Source organism: Streptomyces sp. CNT372, assembly GCF_000377145.1.
Genome location: NZ_KB897783.1, coordinates 164,110 through 186,622 on the forward strand (window position 1 = coordinate 164,110; position 22,513 = coordinate 186,622).

A 22,513-nucleotide genomic window follows, 5' to 3' on the forward strand; every position below is an offset into this window, starting at 1 on the left:
CGCGCGCCGCTGACCTGCGCGTATCCGTCGGTTGATCGCCGCGATGCGCCCGGTCCGGGGCGTGGCGCGCCGAGGGTCCGGCGAGTCCGGCGGGAGGGGCGGCGCATGGCGGGTACCCGCGGGGGTGACGGGTGCACGCTGGAGTCGGGAGGCGACAGCCATGCGATCAGGAAACGAGCCGGCCACCGCCCGCAGCGCGCTGCGGATGCGTCTGGTGCTCGGCGTGTGGGGCCTGCTCTGGGCGGCCGGCGGCACGGTCGCGTTCGCCCTCGTGGGGCGGACCGGCTGGGCCGTGGCCTGCGGTGTGCTGTTCCTGGTGGTCGTCGTGGACGTGGTGATGGTCGTCCGGCACATCCGCCAGGGGCCGCGCTACCAGCCGGGCCGGGACGTCCCGCCGTACGAACCGGACCGCGAGTGACCCTGCTCCGCCTGCGCACCGCGCCCGGCACCGCCGTGAGCGCGGGCGTCGTCGACCTGCCGGGCGTTCAGGCGTCGTCGAAACGGGCCGCGCGCAGGTACTCCGGGTTGGGGTCGAGGGCCGCCGCCAGCCGGAAGTGGCGTTTGGCCTGCTCGGGGCGGCCGGAGCGCTCGAAGGTGCGGGCCAGCGCGAAGTGGGCGAAGGCGTTGTCCGGCTCGCGTTCGAGCACCAGCTCGAACTCCAGCTCCGCCGGTCGCAGTTGCGCCGCCGCGAAGAACGCCCGGGCGCGCAGCAGTCGGGCGGCCGTGTTCTCGGGATGGGCGGCGATCACCGAGTCCAGCAGCTTCACGGCACCCCGGGGGTCCCGCGCGGCGAGCAACTGCTCGGCGGCCCGGAAGTCGATGACATGGGTCTCAGGGTTGCTGTCGGGCACGCTCGGATCCTTCCCCTCGTCCGGTGGTCCGAACACCGGAGCCGGAGGGGCTATTCCACGGACCGGCCCCGGGTTCCACGGGCACGGCCCGGGTTCCAGGGGCTCAGCCCCGGGTTCCACGGGCCCGGCCCCGCGTTCCGTGGCCCGGCCCGTCAGGCGGTCGCGCGGCGGACCAGTTCCTCCCAGACCTTGCGGACCTGGGGCTCCAGCTCGGCGAGCGGCCCGTCGTTGTCGATCACGTGGTCGGCGATGGCGAGCCGTTCCTCGCGGCCCGCCTGCGCCGCCATGCGCGCCCGTGCCTCGGTCTCGGACATCCCGCGCAGCGTCATCAGCCGGTCGAGCTGCGTCTCCGGCGTCGCGTCCACCACCACGACGACGTCGTAGAGACCGGCGAGCCCGTTCTCGGTGAGCAGGGGTACGTCGTGGACCACGACGGAGTCCGGGGCGGCGGCGGCCTGGAGTTCCTGGGAGCGGGCGCCGACGAGGGGGTGCACGATCCCGTTCAGCGCGGCCCGCTTCTCGGGGTCCTCGAAGACGATCGAGCCCAGCCGGGGCCGGTCAAGGGTGCCCTCGGGTGTGAGGACCCCGGGTCCGAAGGTCTCGACGATCGCCGCGAGGCCGGGGGTTCCGGCTTCGACGACCTCGCGCGCGATCAGGTCGGCGTCCACCAGCACGGCCCCGTACGACACCAGAAGCCGGGACACCTCGCTCTTCCCGGCGCCGATCCCACCGGTCAGGCCCACGGTCAGCACGGCAATGCCTCCACTCGCGCACACCCTTCACTCGCTCGGGGACGCCACTCGCTCGGGACGCCCGCCCCTCATGGCAGCCCGAAGCCCGCCGCCCGACGCCCCGGGAGCGGCGAGCGCAGCCTAGCCGATCACCCGGTGTCGCCCTCGCGTTCGGCCAGGAAGCGCTCGAACTGGAGGCCGATCTCGTCGGCGGAGGGGAGGTCGACGGGCTCGGCGACCAGGTTGCCCCTGGTCTCGGCTCCCGCGACCGCGTCGTACTGGTGCTCAAGCCCCTGGACGAGGGCCACCAGTTCCTCGTCCCCCTCGCCGATCTGGCGCTCGATCTCGGTCTGGGTGCGGTGGGCGGCGGTCCGCAGGGTGTGCGCCACACCGGGCAGGACCAGTCCGGTCGCCGCGGTGATCGCCTCCAGGGCGGTGAGCGCCGCGTCCGGGTAGGCGGAGCGGGCCACATAGTGCGGGACGTGGGTGGCGACGCCGAGGACGTCGTGGCCGGCTTCCATCAGCCGGTACTCGACCAGGGCCTCGGCGCTGCCGGGCACCTGCGCCTCGTCGAAGGGGCTGCGGTGGCCCGGCACCAGGTCGGTGCGGTTTCCGTGCGGGGTCAGGCCCACGGGGCGGGTGTGCGGGACGCCCATGGGGATGCCGTGGAAGTTGACCGAGAGGCGTACCCCGAGGCGTTCGACGATCTGGCGCACGGCGGCGGCGAAGCGCTCCCACTCGACGTCCGGCTCGGGGCCGGAGAGAAGGAGGAACGGGGCGCCGGTGGTGTCCTGGACGAGACGCACCTCCAGTGTGGGGGCGTCATAGCCGGCCCAGCGGTCGCGGCGGAAGGTCAGCAGCGGGCGGCGGGCGCGGTAGTCCACGAGCCGGTCGTGGTCGAACCGCGCGACGACCTGGTGCGGGAGCGTGCCGAGCAGGTTGTCGACGATCTGCTCACCCGTCTCCCCCGCGTCGATGTAGCCCTCGAAGTGGTACAGCATGACCAGGCCGGCCGACTCCTGCGCGAGAGCCATGTCGACGACCGCGAGCCCCTTGGGGTCCCATTCGTACAGTCCCTGCGGATCAAGCACGATTACCGCTCCTCCTCGTGTCCGCTTGCGTCAACGCCCGGTGACGGAGGGGCATTCCCGGGCCACGGAGGTCAACGGGCCCGGATTACCGCCCGGTGAGCGGCAGGGCGGGAGGAACCGCCGCGAGGGGGCCGGGAACGCGGCGAGGCCCGCCCCCTCGAAGGGGAGCGGGCCTCGCTTCAGCGTGCGACAGCCGGGGCCGGAGCGTCAGCTCTGGCCGCCCGCCAGCTTCTCGCGCAGGGCGGCGAGCGCCTCGTCCGACGCCAGGGCGCCGGAGTTGTCGTCCGACTCCGAGGAGTAGGAGCCACCGGTCGGCGCGGCGGCCGGAGCGGCGGCGCCACCCTCGGCAGCGGCGGCCTCGTCGGCCTCGCGGGACTTGATGACCTGGGCCTGGTGCTGCTCGAAGCGCTGCTGCGCCTCGGCGTACTGGGTCTCCCACGCCTCGCGCTGGGTCTCGTAGCCCTCGAGCCAGTCGTTGGTCTCGGGGTCGAAGCCCTCGGGGTAGATGTAGTTGCCCTGGTCGTCGTAGGACGCGGCCATGCCGTACAGGGTCGGGTCGAACTCGACCGAGGCCGGGTCGGCACCGAAGGACTCGTTGGCCTGCTTCAGCGAGAGGCTGATGCGACGGCGCTCGAGGTCGATGTCGATGACCTTGACGAAGATCTCGTCGTTGACCTGGACGACCTGCTCCGGGATCTCCACGTGGCGCTCGGCCAGCTCGGAGATGTGCACCAGACCCTCGATGCCCTCGTCCACGCGGACGAACGCACCGAACGGAACGAGCTTGGTGACCTTGCCGGGAACGACCTGGCCGATCTGGTGGGTCCGGGCGAACTGCTGCCACGGGTCCTCCTGCGTCGCCTTCAGCGACAGGGAGACACGCTCGCGGTCCATGTCCACGTCGAGAACCTCGACGGTGACCTCCTGGCCGACCTCGACGACCTCGGACGGGTGGTCGATGTGCTTCCAGGACAGCTCGGAGACGTGCACCAGGCCGTCGACGCCGCCCAGGTCCACGAAGGCACCGAAGTTGACGATCGAGGAGACGACGCCGGAGCGGACCTGACCCTTCTGCAGGGTCGTGAGGAACGTCTGGCGGACCTCGGACTGGGTCTGCTCGAGCCAGGCGCGGCGGGACAGGACCACGTTGTTGCGGTTCTTGTCCAGCTCGATGATCTTGGCCTCGAGCTCCTTGCCCACGTAGGGCTGGAGGTCGCGGACACGGCGCATCTCGACGAGGGACGCGGGCAGGAAGCCGCGGAGGCCGATGTCGAGGATGAGACCACCCTTGACGACCTCGATGACGGTACCGGTGACGATGCCGTCCTCTTCCTTGATCTTCTCGATGGTGCCCCAGGCGCGCTCGTACTGGGCGCGCTTCTTCGAGAGGATCAGGCGGCCTTCCTTGTCCTCCTTCTGGAGAACCAGGGCCTCGATCTCGTCGCCGACCTTGACGACCTCGTTCGGGTCGACGTCGTGCTTGATCGAGAGCTCGCGGCTCGGGATGACACCTTCGGTCTTGTAACCGATGTCGAGCAGGACCTCGTCCCGGTCGACCTTCACGATGACGCCGTCGACGATGTCGCCGTCGTTGAAGTACTTGATCGTCTCGTCGATCGCGGCGAGGAAGGCTTCCTCGTTACCGATGTCGTTGACCGCAACCTGCGGGGTGGTGGCGGTGGTCTCGGTGCTGCTCGTCATGTGGGAAAGGGCTCCGGTACGGACATTGAAGTCGTAGGTACTGCTACGCCGAGAGCCCGTGCCGCAGCTGCAGAAGTCGGACAGCCTAGGAAGCGCCGACCGGGAACTCCCGGGGCGCCTCGTGAACCGAGGGGACATACATACAGTTGCGAGCGCGGCCTGCTCGGTCTGAGGCGCGCAGGCCCGCAGCGCAACTTGTAGCATACGGGGGCCGCCGGGGGCGGTCAATGCGCGAAGCCGCCCACCCGGGGCGGAACGCCCCATTCCCGGCACAATTCATGTCCGCCGAGGCCACGGTGTCCGGTAGGACCGGCCCATACGACCGTCCGGTGCGAGGCGGCGCGAAGCGGCGCGTTCGACGCGGGGGCGGCCACGCGGTGGCGGTACGAAAACTACAACGACGGTGACGATGAGCCAAGATTTCGAACCGGAAGCGACCCGGCGTGACGCGGGGGAAGCGGAGAGCAGCCGGGCAATGCGCGGCTGGTGGGACCGGAACGCAGACGAGTACCAGCAGAACCACGGCTCGTTCCTCGGCGACGACCGCTTCGTATGGGGACCCGAGGGGCTGGACGAGGCGGAGGCCGGACTCCTCGGCCCGGCGCCGTCGCTGAAGGGGCTCTCGATCCTGGAGATCGGCGCGGGCGCCGCCCAGTGCTCGCGCTGGCTGGCCGCCCAGGGAGCCCGGCCGGTGGCGCTCGACCTCTCCCACCGCCAGCTCCAGCACGCGCTGCGCATCGGGGGCGGTCCCGGCGGTGGCGTCGGCGGCCTTTCCCTGGTCGAGGCGGACGCCGGGGCGCTCCCCTTCCGTGACGGCTCCTTCGACCTGGCCTGCTCGGCGTACGGGGCGGTGCCGTTCGTCGCCGACCCGGCCGGGGTGTTCCGCGAGGTCCGCCGCGTGCTGCGGCCCGGCGGACGGTGGGTGTTCTCGGTGACGCACCCGATCCGCTGGGCCTTCCCCGACGAACCCGGCCCTGAGGGCCTGACCGTCGCGGCCTCCTACTTCGACCGGACCCCGTACGTGGAGCAGGACGGGAACGGCGAGGCGGTCTACGTGGAGCACCACCGCACCCTGGGCGACCGGGTCCGGGACGTGGTCGCGGCGGGGTTCCGCCTGGTGGACCTGGTCGAGCCGGAGTGGCCGGCGTGGAACGGGCAGGAGTGGGGCGGCTGGTCCCCGCTGCGGGGCAATCTGATCCCCGGCACGGCGATCTTCGTCTGCGAACGGGACTGAGGGGCCCGGGAAGAGGGGCCCAGGACCGAGGCACTCAGGGCTGAGGGGCCCGGGACTGAGGTGCTCAGGGCTGAGGTGCTCGGGCTTGGGGGATGGGGGCCGTGGGGTCTGCCCGCAGGCTCCCCGAGGCCGTCGGCCAGTCGTACAAGCACATGATCAACGGTCTCTGTGGACAACGCGGAACGGCGACCCGGCGCCCGTACGAGACTGATGACGTGATCCGAAACGACGCACTCGACCGTCTCCCCGTCCGCCGTGCCGTGCCCGCGCTGCTCTCCGCACTGGAGAGCAGCGGGAGCGCGGTCCTGCACGCCCCGCCCGGCACCGGCAAGACCACGCTGGTGCCGCTGGCGCTGGCCGGTCTGACCGGCGAGGGGCCGCGGCGGAGCGTCATAGTGGCCGAGCCCCGGCGGATGGCCGTGCGGGCGGCCGCGCGGCGGATGGCCTGGCTGCTCGGGCAGGACGTCGGGGAAGAGGTCGGCTTCTCGGTGCGCGGCGAGCGCCGGGCCGGCCCCCGCACCCGGGTCCAGGTGGTCACCACGGGTGTCCTCCTGCAACGGCTCCAGCGCGACCCGGAACTCCCGGGCGTCGACGCCGTGCTGCTGGACGAGTGCCACGAGCGCCATCTGGATGCCGACACCGCCCTGGCGTTCCTGGCCGACGTCCGGGCCACCCTGCGGCCCGAACTGCTGCTCGTCGCCGCCTCGGCCACCACCGACACCGAGCTGTGGTCCCGGCTGCTGGCGGCGGAGGAGAGGGCGGGTCCGGCGCCGGTCGTCCGCAGTGAGGAGGCCGGCCACGGCGTGGAGGTCTTTCACGCGCCGCCGCCGTCCGGGATCCGGCCGCCCCACGGCACCTGGGTGGACTCCCGGCTCCTGGCGCACGTGGCGGCCACGGTGCGCTCGGCCCTCACCAGCCATGACGGCGACGTCCTGTGCTTCCTGCCGGGCACGGGCGAGATCGCGCGGACGGCGGGGATGCTCGGCGGAGTGGGGGCGGAGGTCCTGCAACTCCACGGCCGCGCACCGGCCACTGTCCAGGAGGCGGTCCTGCGCGGCGGGGAGCGCCGGCGGGTGGTGCTGGCGACCTCGGTGGCCGAGTCCAGTCTGACCGTGCCCGGGGTGCGGATCGTGGTCGACTCCGGTCTCGCCCGGGAGCCGAGAGTGGACCACGCCCGGGGTCTGGGGTCCCTGACCACGGTGCCCGTCTCGGCGGCGGGCGCGGAGCAGCGGGCGGGGCGGGCGGGCCGCGAGACGCGTGGGGTGGTGTACCGCTGCTGGGCGGCCGCGGAGGACACTCGCAGGCCGCGCTTCCCCTCCCCCGAGATCCGCATCGCGGACCTCGCCTCGTTCGCACTGAGGGTGGCCTGCTGGGGCGATCCGGAGGCGAGCGGGCTGGCGCTGCCGGACTCCCCGCCGGCGGGTGCGATGGCGGCGGCCCGGGCGGTGCTGGCCGCGGTGGGGGCGGTGGACGAGGGCGGCCGGGCTACGGTGCGGGGCGAGCGGATGGCACGGCTCGGTGTCCACCCGCGACTCGCCCGGGCGCTGCTGGACGGCGCGCCCCGCCTCGGGGCACGGCGCACGGCGGAGGTCGTCGCACTGCTGAGCGAGGAACCACCCCGGGAGTACGGGGACGATCTGTCCGCCGCGTGGCGCGCGGCACGGCGGGGCGGTGACGCGTACGGGACGCGCTGGCGCGCCGAGGCCCGCCGGCTGGAGTCGGCCCTGTCGTCCGTGACGGCGGCGACGACGGCGGCTGCCGGTTCGGGGGCGGGGCTCGGGTCCTCGGCGGCGGACCGGGGTGACCGGGCCGGAGGCGAGGCGTCCGGTCGGGACACGGCGGCGGGGGTGGTCGCGGCCCTGGCGTTCCCGGAGCGGGTGGCGCGCGCTCGCGGCGAGGGGGCGTTCTTGATGGCCTCCGGCACCCGGGCCGAGCTGAGCGGGGAGTCCGGGCTGCGCAAGGCGCCGTGGCTCGCGGTGGCGGTCGCGGACCGGCCGGTCTCGGCCGCCTCGGCCCGGGTGCGGCTGGGGGCGGTGGTGGACGAGGAGACGGCCCGGGAGGCCGCGTCCCATCTGCTGACGGCGTTCGAGGAGGTGCGCTGGGCGGAGGGCGATGTGGTCGCGCGGCGGGTGGAGCGATTGGGCGCCGTGGAGCTGGGAGCCCGGCGGCTGAACGCCCCGGACCGGGTTCTGGTGCGGGAGGCGCTGCTCGACGGGCTGCGGAGCGAGGGCCTGGGGCTGCTCCACTGGTCGCGGGACGCGGAGGGGCTGCGGCAGCGCCTCGCCTTCCTGCACCGGGTGGTGGGGCCGCCGTGGCCGGATGTGTCGGAGGGGGCGCTGCTGGAGCGGCCGGACGACTGGCTGGAGCCGGAGCTGTCCCGGGCCCGGCGGCGGGCGGACCTGGCGCGGATATCCGCCGGGGAGGGGCTGCGGCGGCTGCTGCCGTGGGCCACGGGCGAGGCCGCCCGGCTGGACGAACTCGCCCCCGAGCGGATCGAGGTGCCGAGCGGCTCCCGGGTCCGGCTGGACTACGGTCCGGATCAGCCGGTGCTGGCGGTCAAGCTCCAGGAGTTGTTCGGGCTGCGACGGACACCGGAGGTGGCGGGTACCCCCGTGCTGGTCCACCTGCTCTCTCCGGCCGGGCGGCCCGCGGCGGTCACCGCGGACCTGGCCTCGTTCTGGCAGGACGGCTACCGCGCGGTGCGGGCCGAGTTGCGGGGGCGGTACCCCAAGCACCCCTGGCCCGAGGACCCGTCGACCGCGCGGCCGACCCGGTACACCATGTCCCGCCGGGCGCACGGGGAGGAGTAGCGCCACGACGGCCGCGCACAGGCGGCCGGCGGGTGGCGGGCGCAGGAGCGGGTGGCGGGTGGCGGTCAGTTGGCGGGCGGTTCCGAGGGAGAGGGGGACGGTGCCGGCGAGGGGGTGGTGCCAGGGTCCGGGGTGGGTTCGGCCGGGGCCTTGACGGTGAGGACGACCGTGAGGGTGGCGGCGCCCTTCGTGGTCAGGTGGAGCGTGAAGGTGCCCTCGGTGCCGTCGGCGAACAGCTCGGGCAGGGTCAGCCGGCCGTCCTCGCCGACCGGGAGGCCGGTGAGGGTGCGGACGGGCTCGCCGGAGTCGTCCTTGAAGTAGGGGCCCTGGTCGCCCGGGGCCTGACCGCCTTCGGCGGTCACGGTCGCGGTGACCGTGACACCGGCGGCCGCGGCGCCCTTGCTTGTGGCGGCGACGACCAGCCTGTCGGCGAAAGCCGTCTCGGGGGCGGCCGTCAGTTCCGTCAGCTCGGCGGTGAGCTTGTCGGCCATCCGCTCGGTGACGGTGGCGACGAGGTCGACGGGCTTGTGCTTGGTGCCGTCGAGGGCGGCACGGACCACGAAGGTGCCCGTCTTCTCGCCGGCGCGCAGCGCGGGGGCGGTGACGGTGCCGTCCGCGTCAGTCAGCAGGACCACGCTGGAGGCGCCTTCGGGGAAGCGGGAGTCGGTGTCGCCGATGACGCTGAAGCGGACCTTCTGCCGGGCGACAGGCTCGCCCTCGGAGTCCTTGACCCGGACCTTGGCCCGGACCGCGAAGTTTTGGCCCGCCGTGGCGGTCATCCGGCCGGTGCCGGCGTTCTCCACCGTGTCCACGACGACCGGGGACGGGGTCGGCTTCGGGTCACCGGAGTCACCGGAGTCGCCGGAGTCGCCGCCCGAGCCCTCGCCGGGCTTCGACGGGGACGGCGAGGGGGAGGGCTTGCCGCCCGGCTTCGAGGGGGACGGGGAGGGCTTGGGGCCGGGGCTGTCCGGGCTGGGCACGGGCGTCGGACGCGTCGCGCTGTCGGGGCCGTTGCCCACGGGGAGCGCACCCGTGCCGTCGGGGACCTCGTGCGTGCCGCGCTGGTAGTACTCGAACCAGGACATCACGGTGCGCAGGTACTCACGGGAGTGGTTGTAGCCGAGAACCGCCCGGTCCAGGTCGGACTGGATGGTCAGGTCCCGGTCGCCGTGGCAGAGGTAGCGGCCGGCGGCGAGGGCCGCGTCATAGATGTTGTTCGGGTCCTTGCGGCCGTCGCCGTTGGCGTCCTGGCCCCAGGTCGCCCAGGTGGAGGGGATGAACTGCATGGGACCGACGGCGCGGTCGTGGACCGTGTCGCCGTCGTACTGGCCGCCGTCGGTGTCCGGGATGTTCGCGAAGCCCACGCCGTTGAGGACCGGGCCCAGGATCGGGGAGGAGGTGGTGCCGTTCGCGTCGACGCGTCCGCCGCGGGCCTGGCCGGACTCCACCTTGCCGATGGCGGCGAGGAGTTGCCAGGGAAGACGGCAGGCGGGGTCGGTCTCGGCGACCGTGCTCTCGGCCTGCTTGTAGGCGGCGAGGACGGTCGCGGGTATACCCGCTTCTCCTGCACCGGTGACCGGCTTCCCGGTCGCGAGGTCCAGATTGTTGGGAGTGTTGAGCGGTGGAAGGTCGGTGTAGTACGGGGAGTTGCCCGTCACGGGCGTACCGGGCGGGGGTGTGGCGTCGGCCGCCTCCTGGCCCCCGCCGCCCGCGGTGGCCGGGGTCACGCCCGGTGCCTGGGAAGCGGAGAGAGCGGCCACCGCGGCCGCGGCCACCGCCGTGGTCGTCGCCCCCTTGCGCAGTCGGCGGCCGAATTGAGCTGCCATTTGTCCGGTCCCTCCCCGTCGACACCCCTTCGCGCTCCCCAGCGCGAGATCTGCTCGTGACCCTAGTGCACCGGCCCCGGCCGTGGCACCGGCCCCTGACCGGTATTCACCACTTCGCCACCAACCGGTCGTCGGTGCCGTGCGGTCCGCTGTCCGGTTCGCGGATCCGGCTGTCCCGTTCGCGTCGTCCGAGCGCGCGTCACGCATACTGGGCGCCGCTGATCGAACCGCCGCGCCACGGGGGCACCCACCATGCCGTTCACGCTGAGCCATGCCGCGGCGGTGCTGCCCGCGCTCCGCGGTGACGGCTCGGCACGCGGTCCGCTGCTCGCCTCCGGGCTGGTCCTGGGCTCCGTCGCCCCGGACATGACCTACTTCGCCGCGAGCGTCGCCCCGGCCGCCATGGAGTTCGGCGAGGTGACCCACGGTCTGCCGGGCGTGCTGACGGTCGACGCTGCCGTGGCGGGGCTCCTGCTGCTGCTCTGGCTGGTGGTGCGCGACCCGCTGGTGGCACTGCTGCCGGCCACGGTGCGCGCCCGGACGCACCCCGTGCTGCGCGGCGACGGCGGGTGGCGCCGGCGGGGGCCGTGGGCGTTCGTGTGGCGGTTCTGGCTGTCGGCGGCCCTGGGCGCCGCGACCCATGTGGTGTGGGACGCGTTCACCCACGCCGACCGGTGGGGCGTGCGGCTGTTCCCCGTCCTGGGCGAGGCGATCGGCGGCTTTCCGCTCTACACGTACACGCAGTACGGGAGTTCGGCGGTCGCGCTGGCGGTTCTGGCGTGGTGGGCGGTCTCGGCGGTGCGCCGGGCGGAGCCCGTGCCGGTCATGAGGGCGGGGCGTTCGCGGCGGCGGGCGGCCGTGGCGTTCCTCGGCACGGCCACCGCTGTCGGCGCCGTGCACCGCTGCGTCACCTGGCTCACGCACGGCAACGTCGTCGGGAACCCGCTCGACATCATCCCCACCCTCTGCTTCGGGGCCGGGGCCGGTCTGGCGGCGGGGCTGGTGCTGTACGGCGCCGCGGCCCGGTCCGGGTTCGCGGCGGGGACGACGAAGGCAGGCGCGGGGTCGTGCGGCGCGGCCGAGACCGGGACGGCAACGAAGGCAGGGGCGCAAGCAGGGACGGGGACCGCCACTTTCCCGGCGCCGTCCCCGCCCCCGTCACCGGACGCCGAGGGCGCCCCCGCGCCTCAGTGCGCGGCCGACTCCCAGTCCGTGCCGACGCCGACCGAGACGTCGAGCGGCGCGCGGAGCGTCACCGCGGACGACATCTCCTGACGGACCAGTTCCTCCACCTGCTCGCGCTCGCCCGGGGAGATCTCCAGCACGATTTCGTCGTGGACCTGGAGGAGCAGCCGGGAGGTGAGCTTCGCCTCGGTCAGCGCCCGGTCCACGTTCAGCATGGCGACCTTCACGATGTCCGCCGCCGTGCCCTGGATCGGCGCGTTGAGCGCCATCCGCTCGGCGGCCTCGCGCCGCTGGCGGTTGTCGCTGTTGAGGTCGGGCAGATACCGGCGGCGTCCCAGCATGGTCGCCGTGTACCCCGTCGCCCGGGCCTCGTCGACGACCCGCCGCAGATAGTCGCGCACCCCGCCGAACCGCTCGAAGTAGGTGTCCATCAGGACCCGGGCCTCGGCCGGTTCGATACCGAGCTGCTGGGAGAGACCGAAGGCGGAGAGCCCGTACGCCAGTCCGTAGGACATGGCCTTGATCTTGCGGCGCATCTCCGCGTCGACCGCCGAGCGGTCCACGGCGAACACCTGGGAGGCGACGGTGGTGTGGAGGTCCTCGCCGGAGGTGAACGCCTCGATCAGGCCCTCGTCCTCCGAGAGGTGGGCCATCACCCGCAGTTCGATCTGGCTGTAGTCGGCGGTCATCAGGGACTCGAAGCCCTCGCCGACGACGAACCCTCGGCGGATCGCCCGGCCCTCGTCGGTGCGGACCGGCACGTTCTGCAGGTTGGGCTCGGTGGAGGAGAGCCGTCCGGTGGCGGCGACGGTCTGGCTGAAGGTGGTGTGGATGCGTCCGTCCGCCGCGATCGTCTTGATCAGGCCCTCGACGGTGGACCGCAGCCGGGCCTGCTCGCGGTGGCGCAGCATGATGACCGGCAGCTCGTGGTCGGTCTGCTGGGCGAGCCAGGCGAGGGCGTCCGCGTCCGTCGTGTACCCGGTCTTGGTCTTCTTCGTCTTGGGGAGGTTCAGCTCCCCGAAGAAGACCTCCTGGAGCTGCTTGGGCGAGCCGAGGTTGAACTCGTGGCCGACGGTGGCGTGCGCCTCCTTGACCGCCTGCTGCACCGCCCCGGCGAACTGCTGTTCCATCGCCTCCAGGTGGGACCGGTCGGCGGCGATGCCGTGCCGCTCCATCCGGGCGAGGAGGACGGAGGTGGGCAGTTCGACGTCGTTCAGGAGCCCGGTCGCGCCGACCTCGCCCAGCTTCTCCCCGAGGGCCTCCCCCAGGTCGAGGACGGCCCGCGCCTGCGCCATCAGGGCGTCCGCCTCGGCCTGCTCGTCCTCCGCGCCGAAGGCGAGCTGCCCGTCCGCCGCCGCGGGCGCCAGCTCGCGGTGCAGGTACTCGACGGAGAGGGCGTCCAGCGCGAAGGAGCGGCGGCCCGGCTTGACCAGGTAGGCGGCGAGGGCGGTGTCCATGGTGACACCGTCGATCCGCCAGCCGTGCTCGGGGAACACCCGCAGCGCGTCCTTGGCGTTGTGCATGACCTTGGGCCGGGCCGGGTCGGCGATCCACTCGGCGAAGGCCCGCTCGTCCGCCTCGTCGAGCTGGGTGGTGTCGAACCAGGCCGCGGCTCCCCCGGCGGCGGCCAGCGCGATCTCGCTGACGCTGCCGACACCCAGGGCCCAGCTCGCGACCGTGGCCACGCCGAGCGGCTGGGCGCCGTGCTCCGCGAGCCAGGGGCCCAGCTCCCCGGCGCCGAGGACCGTGCCGTCCAGCTCCACGCCGGCGGCCGGGGCGGGCGCCTCCTCCTCCACGGCCCCCGGGTCGACGGCGAGCAGCCGCTCGCGCAGGCTCGGGTTCCGGATCTCCAGGACCTCCAGGAAGCCCTTGAGGGCGGTGCGGTCGTAGGGGGCGCGCTCCAGGTCGGCGACGGCCTTGTCCAGTTCGACGTCCCGCACCAGTTCGGTGAGGTGGCGGTTGAGCTTCACGGACTCCAGGTGGTCGCGGAGTGCCTGGCCGACCTTGCCCTTCACCTCGTCCGCCCGCTCGACCAGTTCCGCGAAGGAGCCGAACTGGTTGATCCACTTGGTGGCCGTCTTCTCGCCGACGCCGGGGATGCCGGGGAGGTTGTCCGACGGGTCGCCGCGCAGCGCGGCGAAGTCCGGGTACTGGCCGGGGGTGAGCCCGTACTTCTCCTGGACCTTCGCCGGGGTGAAGCGGGTCAGCTCGGAAACGCCCTTGGTCGGGTACAGCACGGTGACGTGGTCGCTGACCAGCTGGAAGGAGTCCCGGTCGCCGGTGACGATCAGCACCTCGAAGCCGGCCGCCTCGGCCTGGGTGGCCAGGGTGGCGATGATGTCGTCGGCCTCGAAGCCGTCGACCGCGAAACGGACCGCGTTCATCGTGTCCAGGAGTTCGCCGATCAGCTCGACCTGGCCCTTGAACTCGTCCGGAGTCTTGGAGCGGTTCGCCTTGTACTCGGGGAAGTCGTTCGAGCGCCAGGTCTTGCGGGACACGTCGAAGGCCACGGCGAAGTGCGTGGGCGCCTCGTCGCGCAGCGTGTTCGCCAGCATCGACGCGAAGCCGTAGACGGCGTTCGTCGTCTGGCCGCTCGCGGAGGTGAAGTTCTCCGCGGGGAGCGCGAAGAACGCCCGGTACGCCAGGGAGTGCCCGTCCATGAGGAGCAGGCGCGGTCGGTTGTCTGCCGTCTTCTTCGATGCCGTCTCAGCCACGGACCCGATCCTGCCACGCCCCACCGACAATCCCGACCCGGCGGCGGCCCCGCCCGACCGCGCCCGACCGCGACGCGACCGCGCCCCCACCGCACCCGCCCCGTTCCCGGTCGCACAGGCGCGCCGGTCCACGCCGGTGCGCAGCCCGCTCCCGGCCCGGCAGGAGCCGGTCCGCACCGGCCCGGGTCCCTTGTCGGTGGGGCGTGAAAGGATTGGACACGGCAGCAGGCAGGAGACGACGCTCGAAGGAGAGCGCGATGGCGACGAAGCCCCCCGAAGGAGACCCGGTCCAGGACGCCCCCCGGGTCGGGGCCCCGCAGCACGCCGCCGCCGGGCTGCCCGCCGTCGCCCACACCCTGCGCATCGGCCGGCAGCAGATGGGCATGGGCCGCACCGCGCGCACCCTGCTCCGGGTCAACCAGAAGGACGGCTTCGACTGCCCGGGCTGCGCCTGGCCCGAGGGCGAGAAGCGCCATGTCGCCGAGTTCTGCGAGAACGGGGCGAAGGCCGTCGCCGAGGAGGCCACCCTGCGCCGGGTCACCCCGGAGTTCTTCGCCGCGCACTCCGTCGCCGACCTGGCCGAGCGCAGCGGGTACTGGCTGGGCCAGCAGGGCCGTATCACGCACCCCGTGCACCTCGCGGAGGGCGCCACCCACTACGCGCCGGTGAGCTGGGAGCGCGCCTTCGCGATCATCGCCGAGGAGCTGGGCGCACTCGGCTCCCCGGACGAGGCCCTCTTCTACACCTCCGGCCGCACCAGCAACGAGGCGGCCTTCCTGCTCCAGCTCTTCGCGCGCGAGTTCGGCACCAACAACCTGCCCGACTGCTCCAACATGTGCCACGAGTCGTCCGGTTCCGCCCTGACCGAGACGATCGGCATCGGCAAGGGCAGCGTCCTGCTGGAGGATCTGCACCGGGCGGACCTGATCATCGTGGCCGGGCAGAACCCGGGCACCAACCACCCCCGGATGCTCTCCGCCCTGGAGAAGGCGAAGACCGCCGGCGCCCGGATCATCTCGGTCAACCCGCTCCCCGAAGCGGGCATGGAGCGCTTCAAGAACCCGCAGACGCCCCGCGGCATGCTCGCCGGCACCGCGCTCAACGACCTCTTCCTCCAGATCCGCATCGGCGGCGACCAGGCCCTGTTCCGGCTGCTGAACAAGCTGGTGCTGGAGAGCGAGGGCGCTGTCGACGAGGAGTTCGTGCGCGAACACACCCACGGCTTCGCGGAGTTCGCCGAAGCCGCCCGCGCCGCCGACTGGGAGGAGACCCTCGCCGCGACCGGCCTCGGCCGCGCCGCGATCGAGCGGGCGCTCGCCATGATCCTCGCCTCGGAGCGCACCATCGTCTGCTGGGCGATGGGCCTGACCCAGCACAAGCACGCGGTGCCCACCATCCGCGAGGTGGTCAACCTCCTGCTGCTGCGAGGGAACATCGGCCGCCCCGGCGCCGGCGTCTGCCCGGTCCGGGGCCACTCCAACGTCCAGGGCGACCGCACCATGGGCATCTTCGAACGCCCGGCCCCCGCCTTCCTGGACGCCCTGGAGAAGGAGTTCGCCTTCGCCCCGCCCCGGCACCACGGCCTCGACGTGGTCCGCTCGATCGAGGCGCTGCGCGACGGGCGGGCCAAGGTCCTCTTCGCCATGGGCGGCAACTTCGTGTGCGCCACCCCCGACACCACCGTCACCGAGGCCGCGGTCCGCCGCGCCCGTCTCACCGTGCACGTCTCCACCAAGCTCAACCGCTCCCACGCGGTCACCGGCCGGCAGGCGCTGATCCTGCCGACGCTGGGCCGGACCGACAAGGACGTCCAGGCGGGCGGGCGGCAGGTGGTCACCGTCGAGGACTCGATGGGCATGGTCCACGCCTCCCGCGGCAACCTCACGCCCGCGAGCGGCCAGTTGCTCTCCGAGCCCGCGATCGTGGCCCGGCTGGCCCGCGCGGTCCTCGGCCCGGCCTCGGCCACCCCCTGGGAGGAGTTCGAGAAGGACTACGCGACGATCCGGGACCGGATCGCCCGCGTGGTGCCCGGCTTCGAGGACTTCAACGCGAAGATCGCCCGCCCGGGCGGCTTCACCCTCCCGCACGCCCCGCGCGACGAGCGCCGCTTCCCCACCGCCACGGGGAAGGCCAACTTCACGGCCGCCCCCGTCGAGTACCCGAAGGTGCCCGAGGGCCGGCTGCTGCTCCAGACCCTGCGCTCCCACGACCAGTACAACACCACGGTCTACGGGCTCGACGACCGCTACCGGGGCATCCGGGGCGGGCGCCGGGTCGTCCTCGTCCACCCGGAGGACGCCCGCGCCCTGGGGTTCGAGGACGGCGCCTACGCGGACCTGGTCGGCGAGTGGCACGACGGCGTCGAGCGCCGCGCCCCCGGTTTCCGGGTGGTCCACTACCCGACCGCGCGCGGCTGCGCCGCCGCCTACTACCCCGAGACCAACGTCCTGGTGCCGCTCGACTCGACCGCCGACACCAGCAACACCCCCGCGAGCAAGTCCGTCGTCGTGCGTCTGGAACAATCACCGTCCGCCTAAGCGTTCGCTCAGGCAGATGGCGTGCCCGGGAGGCCGGGCGCACCGACGGGACACAGCCGTACGACGATCGGAGCAGGTCCATGGGCGAGCAGTCCACCGTGAAGTTCCCGCAGGAGGTCATCGACGAGTACGCGGCACTCGGTGTCGACCTCCCCGCCCTCTTCTCCGCCGGGCACCTCGGCGAGCGGATGGGCGTGCGCATCCTGGAGGCGGCGGCGGACCGGGTCGTCGGCACCATGCCCGTGGAGGGGAACACCCAGCCGTACGGGCTGCTGCACGGCGGGGCGTCCGCCGTCCTCGCCGAGACCCTCGGCTCGGTGGGCTCGATGCTGCACGGAGGCGCGTCCAAGATCGCCGTCGGGGTCGACCTCAACTGCACCCACCACCGGGGGCTGCGCTCCGGCCTGGTCACGGGTGTCGCCACCCCGGTCCACCGCGGCCGGTCCACCGCCACGTACGAGATCGTCATCAGCGACGAGCAGGACCGGCGGGTCTGCACCGCCCGCCTCACCTGCCTGCTCCGGAACGCCGGGGGTCCGACGGGCTGACCCGCCCCCGCGGCCCCGCTGCTCCCCCACGGCCCCACGGCCCCACGACCCCGCAGCGTCCACGGCCCCGGCTCCCCCGCGGCCCCGGCACGGTGTCGGCCGGGGCCGTTGCCGGTCCCGCCGGCGAGCGTCTAGCGTGCCCGCATGAGGAGACGACGGGCACCGTCCACGGGCACCGCGCCCCGTCGCAGTTCCCCCCAACCGCCGCCCTCGCCAAGGCGGTTGACGTCCCTTCGGTTCGCGCCGGGCCCCGCCCGGCCCCGTACGGCACCCGGCCGGCCGGTATGACCTCCATCGGCCCGGTCGAGCCGGGTGAGAATACCTTCGCGGCCGACCCGGCCGCGTCCTCCGGCGTCCGGGCCCGCCACCCCCTCGCCGCCCGGCTCGCGGCACTGCCCCCGTCCCGCCGCCGGGCCCTCCTCGCCGCCGCATGCGCCCTCGCCGTCGCGGCCGGCACCGCCGTGTGGTGGACCGGCCGCCCCGAGCCGCCCCCGCCCGAGCCCGTGCCGTGGCCCGCCCAGGCCGCCACCGTCTCCTACACCGGGCCCGCACCGCGGACGCCCGCACCGGAGCCCGGCACGGCCGCGCCCGCCTTCACCTTCCTGGTCGGCGTCACCGTCCGGACCGGCCCGCCCGTCACCGTGGAGCGGATCGAGCAGACCTCGGCGGCCCTGCGGGTGACCACCTCACCCGCCGGGCCGGTCACCGTACGTACCGAAAAGCCGCGCAACGTACTCGTCAGCATCCATGTGTCCGATTGTTCGAAAGTGGCACGGAATGCCAGCCTCCCATTCCTCGACGTCACATTGCGCAACGCGCGCGCAATACAGAAACAGAGCTACATCCTGGGAGATCGCTATGCCGGCGACCTGGGAAAGGCCCTTGGCACCGCATGCCGCTAGGATTCACACGTCAGGACCAAAAGGGCCGAGAGTCCTGCACATTCTCAGCATGCGGACACGGCGAAACAGCTGGAAATAGGCTGTTCCACCCGCGAAACTCCGCTATCCGTGACCACGCGGCATAACAAGAGCGTCACGCTGTGGCCAGAGACCTCCTCCGTATGCCACTGCCGCGCTTAAAGTCACCGGCAGTCACCGCGCCACCCGATTACCTCGGTTTCCCGCGCTCGACTCGGTGCGTCCCATGAGGGGACTGCCCGTGCCTGGTGAAAGGACTGATCGTGCGTCAACGTTCGCTCATAGCCGTCACGGCTGCGCTCGCTGCGGGAGCCCTCACGCTTACCGCCTGCGGATCCCGCGACGACAGCAACAACGCCTCCGAGGGCAGCAGCGGAGCCACGGTCGTCATCGGCGTGGACGCGCCGCTGACCGGTGACCTCTCCGCGCTCGGCCTCGGCATCAAGAACTCCGTGGACCTCGCCGTCAAGCAGGCCAACGCCAAGAAGTACGTCCCCGGCGTGACCTTCAAGATCGAGGCCCTGGACGACCAGGCCCAGCCGTCCTCCGGGCAGCAGAACGCGAGCAAGCTCGTCGCCAACAAGGACGCCCTCGGCGTCGTCGGCCCGCTGAACTCCTCCGTCGGCGAGTCCATGCAGAAGGTCCTGGCCGACGCCAAGCTCGTCCAGGTCTCCCCGGCCAACACCTCGCCCTCGCTGACCCAGGGCCAGGACTGGAACGGCGGCACCAAGGCCCGTCCGTTCGCCTCCTACTTCCGCACCTCCACCACGGACGCGGTCCAGGGCCCCTTCGCGGCGCAGTACCTCTTCAACGACGCCAAGAAGAAGAAGGTCTACGTCATCGACGACAAGAAGACCTACGGCGCCGGTCTGGCCGCCACCTTCAAGGCCGAGTTCGAGAAGCTCGGCGGCAAGGTCGTCGGCACCGACCACATCGACCCCGAGACCAAGGACTTCTCCTCGGTCGCCACCAAGGTCAAGAGCTCCGGCGCGGACGTCGTCTACTACGGCGGCGAGTACCCGGCGGCCGGCCCGCTCAGCAAGCAGATCAAGAAGGCCGGCGCCAAGATCCCGCTGGCCGGCGGCGACGGCATCTACAGCGGTGAGTACATCAAGCTCTCGGGCGCCGAGGGCGTCGGCGACCTCGCCACCTCCGTGGGCGCGCCGATCGACACCCTGCCCTCCGCCAAGGAGTTCGTCGCCAACTACGAGAAGGGCGGCTACAAGGAGCCCTTCGAGGCGTACGGCGGCTACTCCTACGACGCCGCCTGGTCGATCATCGAGGCCGTCAAGGCGGTCGTCGAGGCGAACGACGGCAAGCTCCCGAGCGACGCCCGCGCCAAGGTCGCCGAGGCCGTCGGCAAGGTCGACTTCGAGGGCGTGACCGGCAAGGTCTCCTTCGACGAGTTCGGTGACACCACCAACAAGCAGCTCACCGTCTACCAGTACAAGGACGGCAACTGGGCCCCGGTCAAGTCGGGTACCTTCACCGGCTGATCCCAGCCACAGCCTCACACCCACCGGCCGCGCGGGGTGCCGCACCAGGCGCCCCGCGCGTCCTCATATCCGGCGAAAGACACGGAGGACCTGCGGTGAACGAACTGCCGCAACAGCTGGTCAACGGCCTGCTACTCGGATCGATGTACGGGCTGGTCGCCATTGGCTACACGATGGTCTACGGCATCGTCCAGCTCATCAACTTCGCCCACGGCGAGATCTTCATGACCGGCGGCTTCGGGGCCCTCACGGTCTGGCTCATACTTCCCAGCGGCACCAGCGTGCTGCTCGCACTGCCCCTCATGATCGTCGGCGCGATCGTCGTCGCCACCACCATCGCGGTCGGAGCGGAACGATTCGCCTACCGGCCACTGCGCGGCGGGCCACGACTCGCCCCGCTCATCACCGCCATCGGCCTGTCACTCGCCCTCCAGCAGGCCGTGTGGGCCTGGTACCCGGGCGCCAAGTCCGCCCGCACCTTCCCCGAGATCCCCGGCGGCCCCTTCGAGCTCGGCCCCGTCACCATCCAGACCGGTGACGTCTTCCTGCTCATCGCCGCCCCCCTGTCGATGGCCTTCCTCGGCTACTTCGTCATGAAGACCCGCACCGGCCGCGGCATGCAGGCCACCGCGCAGGACCCGGACACCGCCAAGCTCATGGGCGTCAACACCGACCGCATCATCGTGGTCGCGTTCGCCCTCGGCGCCGCCTTCGCCGCCATCGGCGCCGTCGCCTACGGCCTCAAGTACGGCGAGGTCCAGTTCCGCATGGGCTTCCTCCTCGGACTCAAGGCGTTCACCGCGGCCGTCCTCGGCGGCATCGGCAACATCTACGGCGCCATGATCGGCGGTCTGACCCTCGGCGTCGCCGAGACCATGGCCGCGGCCTACGTCTCCGAGATCCCCGGCCTCGAGCAGCTCGGCGGCCAGTCCTGGGCCAACGCCTGGGCGTTCGTACTCCTCATCCTCGTGCTCCTCTTCCGGCCCCAGGGCATCCTGGGCGAGCGCGTCGCGGACAGGGCGTGACCACGATGACCACTGCACAGACCACCACCAAGGACACCGCCCCCGCCAAGGCCGCCCCCGCGGCCACCGGCGGCGGCCCCCTCGGCCTGCCCCCGCACCTCGCGCGGGCGACCGCCACGGCCGGCGGCGCGCTCACCGTCGTCTCCGCCTTCCTCGCCTGGACCTGGACCGCCGCCTTCCCCGGCAACCTCACGGTCTACGGCTACCCCGGCGGCCTCCAGTGGCTCGTCCTGGTCAGCGGCGCGCTGCTGACCCTCTTCGGCCTCTCCTCCTACGGGGTCAAGGGCCTGGGCTGGCTCACCCCGCAGGGGGCCGACGCCGCGATCCGGCTCTCCGCCTACGCGGGCCTGGCCACCGCCTGGTTCACGATGATCGCCATCAGCGTCCAGCTCGGCGGCTTCGTCAACCTCGAACCCGGCGCGTACGTCGCCCTGGTGGCCACCCTCGTCGGCTGGATCGGCGCCCGCTCCCTGCCCTACGAGCGGCCCGCCACCACCCCGGCCGACCCCGAGGACAGCACCTTCGATCAGGTCAAGCACGAACTCGGCAACTACTGGACCGTCTACAAGGGCGCCTTCGCCACCGGCACCGCCCGGCCCGCGAAGACCCTCCCCTCGTACGCCGAGATCCTGATCGTCGCCGCGGTCCTCGCCCTCGGCCTGATCGTCTTCACCTACGGCATCACCACCGAGTACGACGAGCTGTTCATCGGCTTCCTGATCACCGCCGGCTTCGGCTTCGCGGCGATCCAGAAGGCCGGACTCATCGCACGGGTCTCCACACTGACCGCGCGCCACCGCAACGTCACCCTCGTCGGCGCCTTCGTCGCCGCCGCAGCATTCCCGTTCACCCAGTCCGACGACCAGTACGCGACCATCGGCGTCAACATCCTGATCTTCGCCACCGTCGCCCTGGGCCTCAACATCGTCGTCGGCCTCGCCGGCCTCCTCGACCTCGGATACGTCGCCTTCCTCGGCGTCGGCGCCTACGCCGCCGCCCTGGTCTCCGGCTCCCCGTCGTCCCCCTTCGGCATCCACCTGCCCTTCTGGCAGGCGATCCTGGTCGGCGCCGCCGCCTCGATGATCTTCGGTGTGCTCATCGGCGCACCCACGCTCCGCCTGCGCGGCGACTACCTCGCCATCGTGACCCTGGGCTTCGGTGAGATCTTCCGCATCGCCGTCCTCAACCTCGACGGCACCTCCGGACCCGACATCACCAACGGCTCCAACGGCATCTCCTCGATCCCGAACCTCAACATGTTCGGCTTCGACTTCGGCGCGACGCACACCATCGCCGGCTTCGCCATCGGCCGCTTCGCGAACTACTTCTTCCTGATGCTGCTGGTCACCCTGATCGTGGTCGTGGTCTTCCGGCGCAGCGCCGAGTCCCGCATCGGCCGCGCCTGGGTCGCCATCCGCGAGGACGAGACCGCCGCCGAGGCCATGGGCATCAACGGCTTCCGCACCAAGCTGATCGCCTTCGCCCTCGGTGCCTGCCTCGCCGGCCTCGCCGGTGCCGTCCAGGCCCACGTCACCTACACCGTGACGCCGGAGCAGTACCAGTTCGCCCACGTCGTCCCGCCCAACTCGGCCTTCCTCCTCGCGGCGGTCGTCCTCGGCGGCATGGGCACCATCAGCGGCCCGCTCGTCGGCGGAGCGCTCCTCTTCCTGATCCCGGCCAAGCTCCAGTTCATGAGCGACTACCAGCTCTTCGCCTTCGGGCTCGCCCTGGTGCTGCTGATGCGCTTCCGCCCCGAGGGCCTCATCCCCAACCGCCGCCGGCAGCTCGAGTTCCACGAGAAGGACGAAGCGCCCGCCACTCCCACCAAGGCAGGGGCCTGACCG

General features: G+C 72.5%; 16 protein-coding genes. 10 read left to right on the forward strand and 6 right to left on the reverse strand.

The genetic code is table 11. From position 1 onward, the window contains the following. Positions 1-160: 160 nt before the first annotated feature. Positions 161-418: a DUF6343 family protein gene (locus tag C593_RS0117825; protein ID WP_026277801.1), complete on the forward strand. Its 258-nt coding sequence runs from the start codon at positions 161-163 to the stop codon at positions 416-418. Positions 419-485: 67 nt separating this feature from the next. On the opposite strand, the gene C593_RS0117830 is transcribed toward C593_RS0117825, so the two are convergent. From C593_RS0117830 to rpsA, 4 genes are all read right to left on the reverse strand, one after another. Next, positions 486-851, reverse strand: a complete 366-nt coding sequence (locus C593_RS0117830) for a tetratricopeptide repeat protein (protein WP_018848667.1) — start codon at positions 849-851, stop codon at positions 486-488. Positions 852-1,003: 152 nt separating this feature from the next. Continuing rightward, entirely contained in the window at positions 1,004-1,603 is a 600-nt protein-coding gene (gene coaE, locus C593_RS0117835) for a dephospho-CoA kinase (RefSeq protein ID WP_018848668.1), read from the reverse strand. Between the two features lie 128 nt (positions 1,604-1,731). Next, positions 1,732-2,616 carry a PAC2 family protein gene (locus C593_RS0117840; protein ID WP_486591152.1) on the reverse strand — a complete coding sequence of 295 codons (885 nt, stop codon included), beginning with the start codon at positions 2,614-2,616 and terminating at the stop codon, positions 1,732-1,734. A gap of 264 nt (positions 2,617-2,880) precedes the next feature. After that, entirely contained in the window at positions 2,881-4,374 is a 1,494-nt protein-coding gene (gene rpsA, locus C593_RS0117845; RefSeq protein WP_018848670.1) for a 30S ribosomal protein S1, read from the reverse strand. A gap of 409 nt (positions 4,375-4,783) precedes the next feature. Here rpsA and C593_RS0117850 point away from each other — a divergent pair, with 409 nt between their 5' ends. Further along, on the forward strand, positions 4,784-5,608 hold the full coding sequence (locus C593_RS0117850; RefSeq protein WP_026277802.1) for a class I SAM-dependent methyltransferase: 825 nt from the start codon (positions 4,784-4,786) through the stop codon (positions 5,606-5,608). A gap of 215 nt (positions 5,609-5,823) precedes the next feature. Beyond that, complete coding sequence (hrpB, locus tag C593_RS0117855; protein WP_018848672.1) at positions 5,824-8,418, forward strand: ATP-dependent helicase HrpB; 2,595 nt, start codon at positions 5,824-5,826, stop codon at positions 8,416-8,418. Between the two features lie 65 nt (positions 8,419-8,483). On the opposite strand, the gene C593_RS0117860 is transcribed toward hrpB, so the two are convergent. After that, on the reverse strand, positions 8,484-10,244 hold the full coding sequence (locus C593_RS0117860) for a lytic transglycosylase domain-containing protein (RefSeq protein ID WP_037746195.1): 1,761 nt from the start codon (positions 10,242-10,244) through the stop codon (positions 8,484-8,486). A gap of 252 nt (positions 10,245-10,496) precedes the next feature. Between C593_RS0117860 and C593_RS0117865 the strand changes: the two genes are divergently transcribed. Beyond that, on the forward strand, positions 10,497-11,519 hold the full coding sequence (locus C593_RS0117865) for a DUF4184 family protein (protein WP_026277803.1): 1,023 nt from the start codon (positions 10,497-10,499) through the stop codon (positions 11,517-11,519). Here the strand turns inward: C593_RS0117865 and polA are convergent. Next, positions 11,432-14,089 (reverse strand): DNA polymerase I, encoded by a 2,658-nt coding sequence (gene polA / locus C593_RS0117870; protein ID WP_078521652.1) that lies wholly within the window; start codon positions 14,087-14,089, stop codon positions 11,432-11,434. The two genes, C593_RS0117865 and polA, sit on opposite strands and share 88 nt — an antisense overlap. 311 nt (positions 14,090-14,400) lie before the next feature. Here polA and C593_RS0117875 point away from each other — a divergent pair, with 311 nt between their 5' ends. From C593_RS0117875 to C593_RS0117900, 6 genes are all read left to right on the forward strand, one after another. Next, complete coding sequence (locus C593_RS0117875; protein ID WP_018848675.1) at positions 14,401-16,680, forward strand: FdhF/YdeP family oxidoreductase; 2,280 nt, start codon at positions 14,401-14,403, stop codon at positions 16,678-16,680. Positions 16,681-16,760: 80 nt separating this feature from the next. Beyond that, entirely contained in the window at positions 16,761-17,228 is a 468-nt protein-coding gene (locus C593_RS0117880; RefSeq protein ID WP_018848676.1) for a hotdog fold thioesterase, read from the forward strand. A gap of 284 nt (positions 17,229-17,512) precedes the next feature. Further along, positions 17,513-18,130 carry a hypothetical protein gene (locus C593_RS0117885; protein WP_018848677.1) on the forward strand — a complete coding sequence of 206 codons (618 nt, stop codon included), beginning with the start codon at positions 17,513-17,515 and terminating at the stop codon, positions 18,128-18,130. A gap of 281 nt (positions 18,131-18,411) precedes the next feature. Continuing rightward, complete coding sequence (locus tag C593_RS0117890; RefSeq protein ID WP_020610346.1) at positions 18,412-19,644, forward strand: branched-chain amino acid ABC transporter substrate-binding protein; 1,233 nt, start codon at positions 18,412-18,414, stop codon at positions 19,642-19,644. Positions 19,645-19,739: 95 nt separating this feature from the next. Then, entirely contained in the window at positions 19,740-20,669 is a 930-nt protein-coding gene (locus tag C593_RS0117895; RefSeq protein WP_018848679.1) for a branched-chain amino acid ABC transporter permease, read from the forward strand. Further along, entirely contained in the window at positions 20,666-22,510 is a 1,845-nt protein-coding gene (locus tag C593_RS0117900) for a branched-chain amino acid ABC transporter permease (RefSeq protein ID WP_018848680.1), read from the forward strand. Before C593_RS0117895 ends, C593_RS0117900 begins: the two co-directional genes overlap by 4 nt. Positions 22,511-22,513: the final 3 nt, after the last annotated feature.

Excerpts from the sequence above, each read along its gene's own strand:
- C593_RS0117825 (WP_026277801.1), top strand. The coding sequence starts at position 161 with ATGCGATCAGGAAACGAGCCGGCCACCGCCCGCAGCGCGCTGCGGATG.
- C593_RS0117840 (WP_486591152.1), bottom strand. The coding sequence starts at position 2,616 with ATGGCTCTCGCGCAGGAGTCGGCCGGCCTGGTCATGCTGTACCACTTC.
- rpsA (WP_018848670.1), bottom strand. The coding sequence starts at position 4,374 with ATGACGAGCAGCACCGAGACCACCGCCACCACCCCGCAGGTTGCGGTC.
- C593_RS0117850 (WP_026277802.1), top strand. The coding sequence starts at position 4,784 with ATGAGCCAAGATTTCGAACCGGAAGCGACCCGGCGTGACGCGGGGGAA.
- C593_RS0117860 (WP_037746195.1), bottom strand. The coding sequence starts at position 10,244 with ATGGCAGCTCAATTCGGCCGCCGACTGCGCAAGGGGGCGACGACCACG.
- C593_RS0117865 (WP_026277803.1), top strand. The coding sequence starts at position 10,497 with ATGCCGTTCACGCTGAGCCATGCCGCGGCGGTGCTGCCCGCGCTCCGC.
- polA (WP_078521652.1), bottom strand. The coding sequence starts at position 14,089 with ATGGACGGGCACTCCCTGGCGTACCGGGCGTTCTTCGCGCTCCCCGCG.
- C593_RS0117875 (WP_018848675.1), top strand. The coding sequence starts at position 14,401 with ATGGCGACGAAGCCCCCCGAAGGAGACCCGGTCCAGGACGCCCCCCGG.
- C593_RS0117880 (WP_018848676.1), top strand. The coding sequence starts at position 16,761 with ATGGGCGAGCAGTCCACCGTGAAGTTCCCGCAGGAGGTCATCGACGAG.
- C593_RS0117885 (WP_018848677.1), top strand. The coding sequence starts at position 17,513 with ATGACCTCCATCGGCCCGGTCGAGCCGGGTGAGAATACCTTCGCGGCC.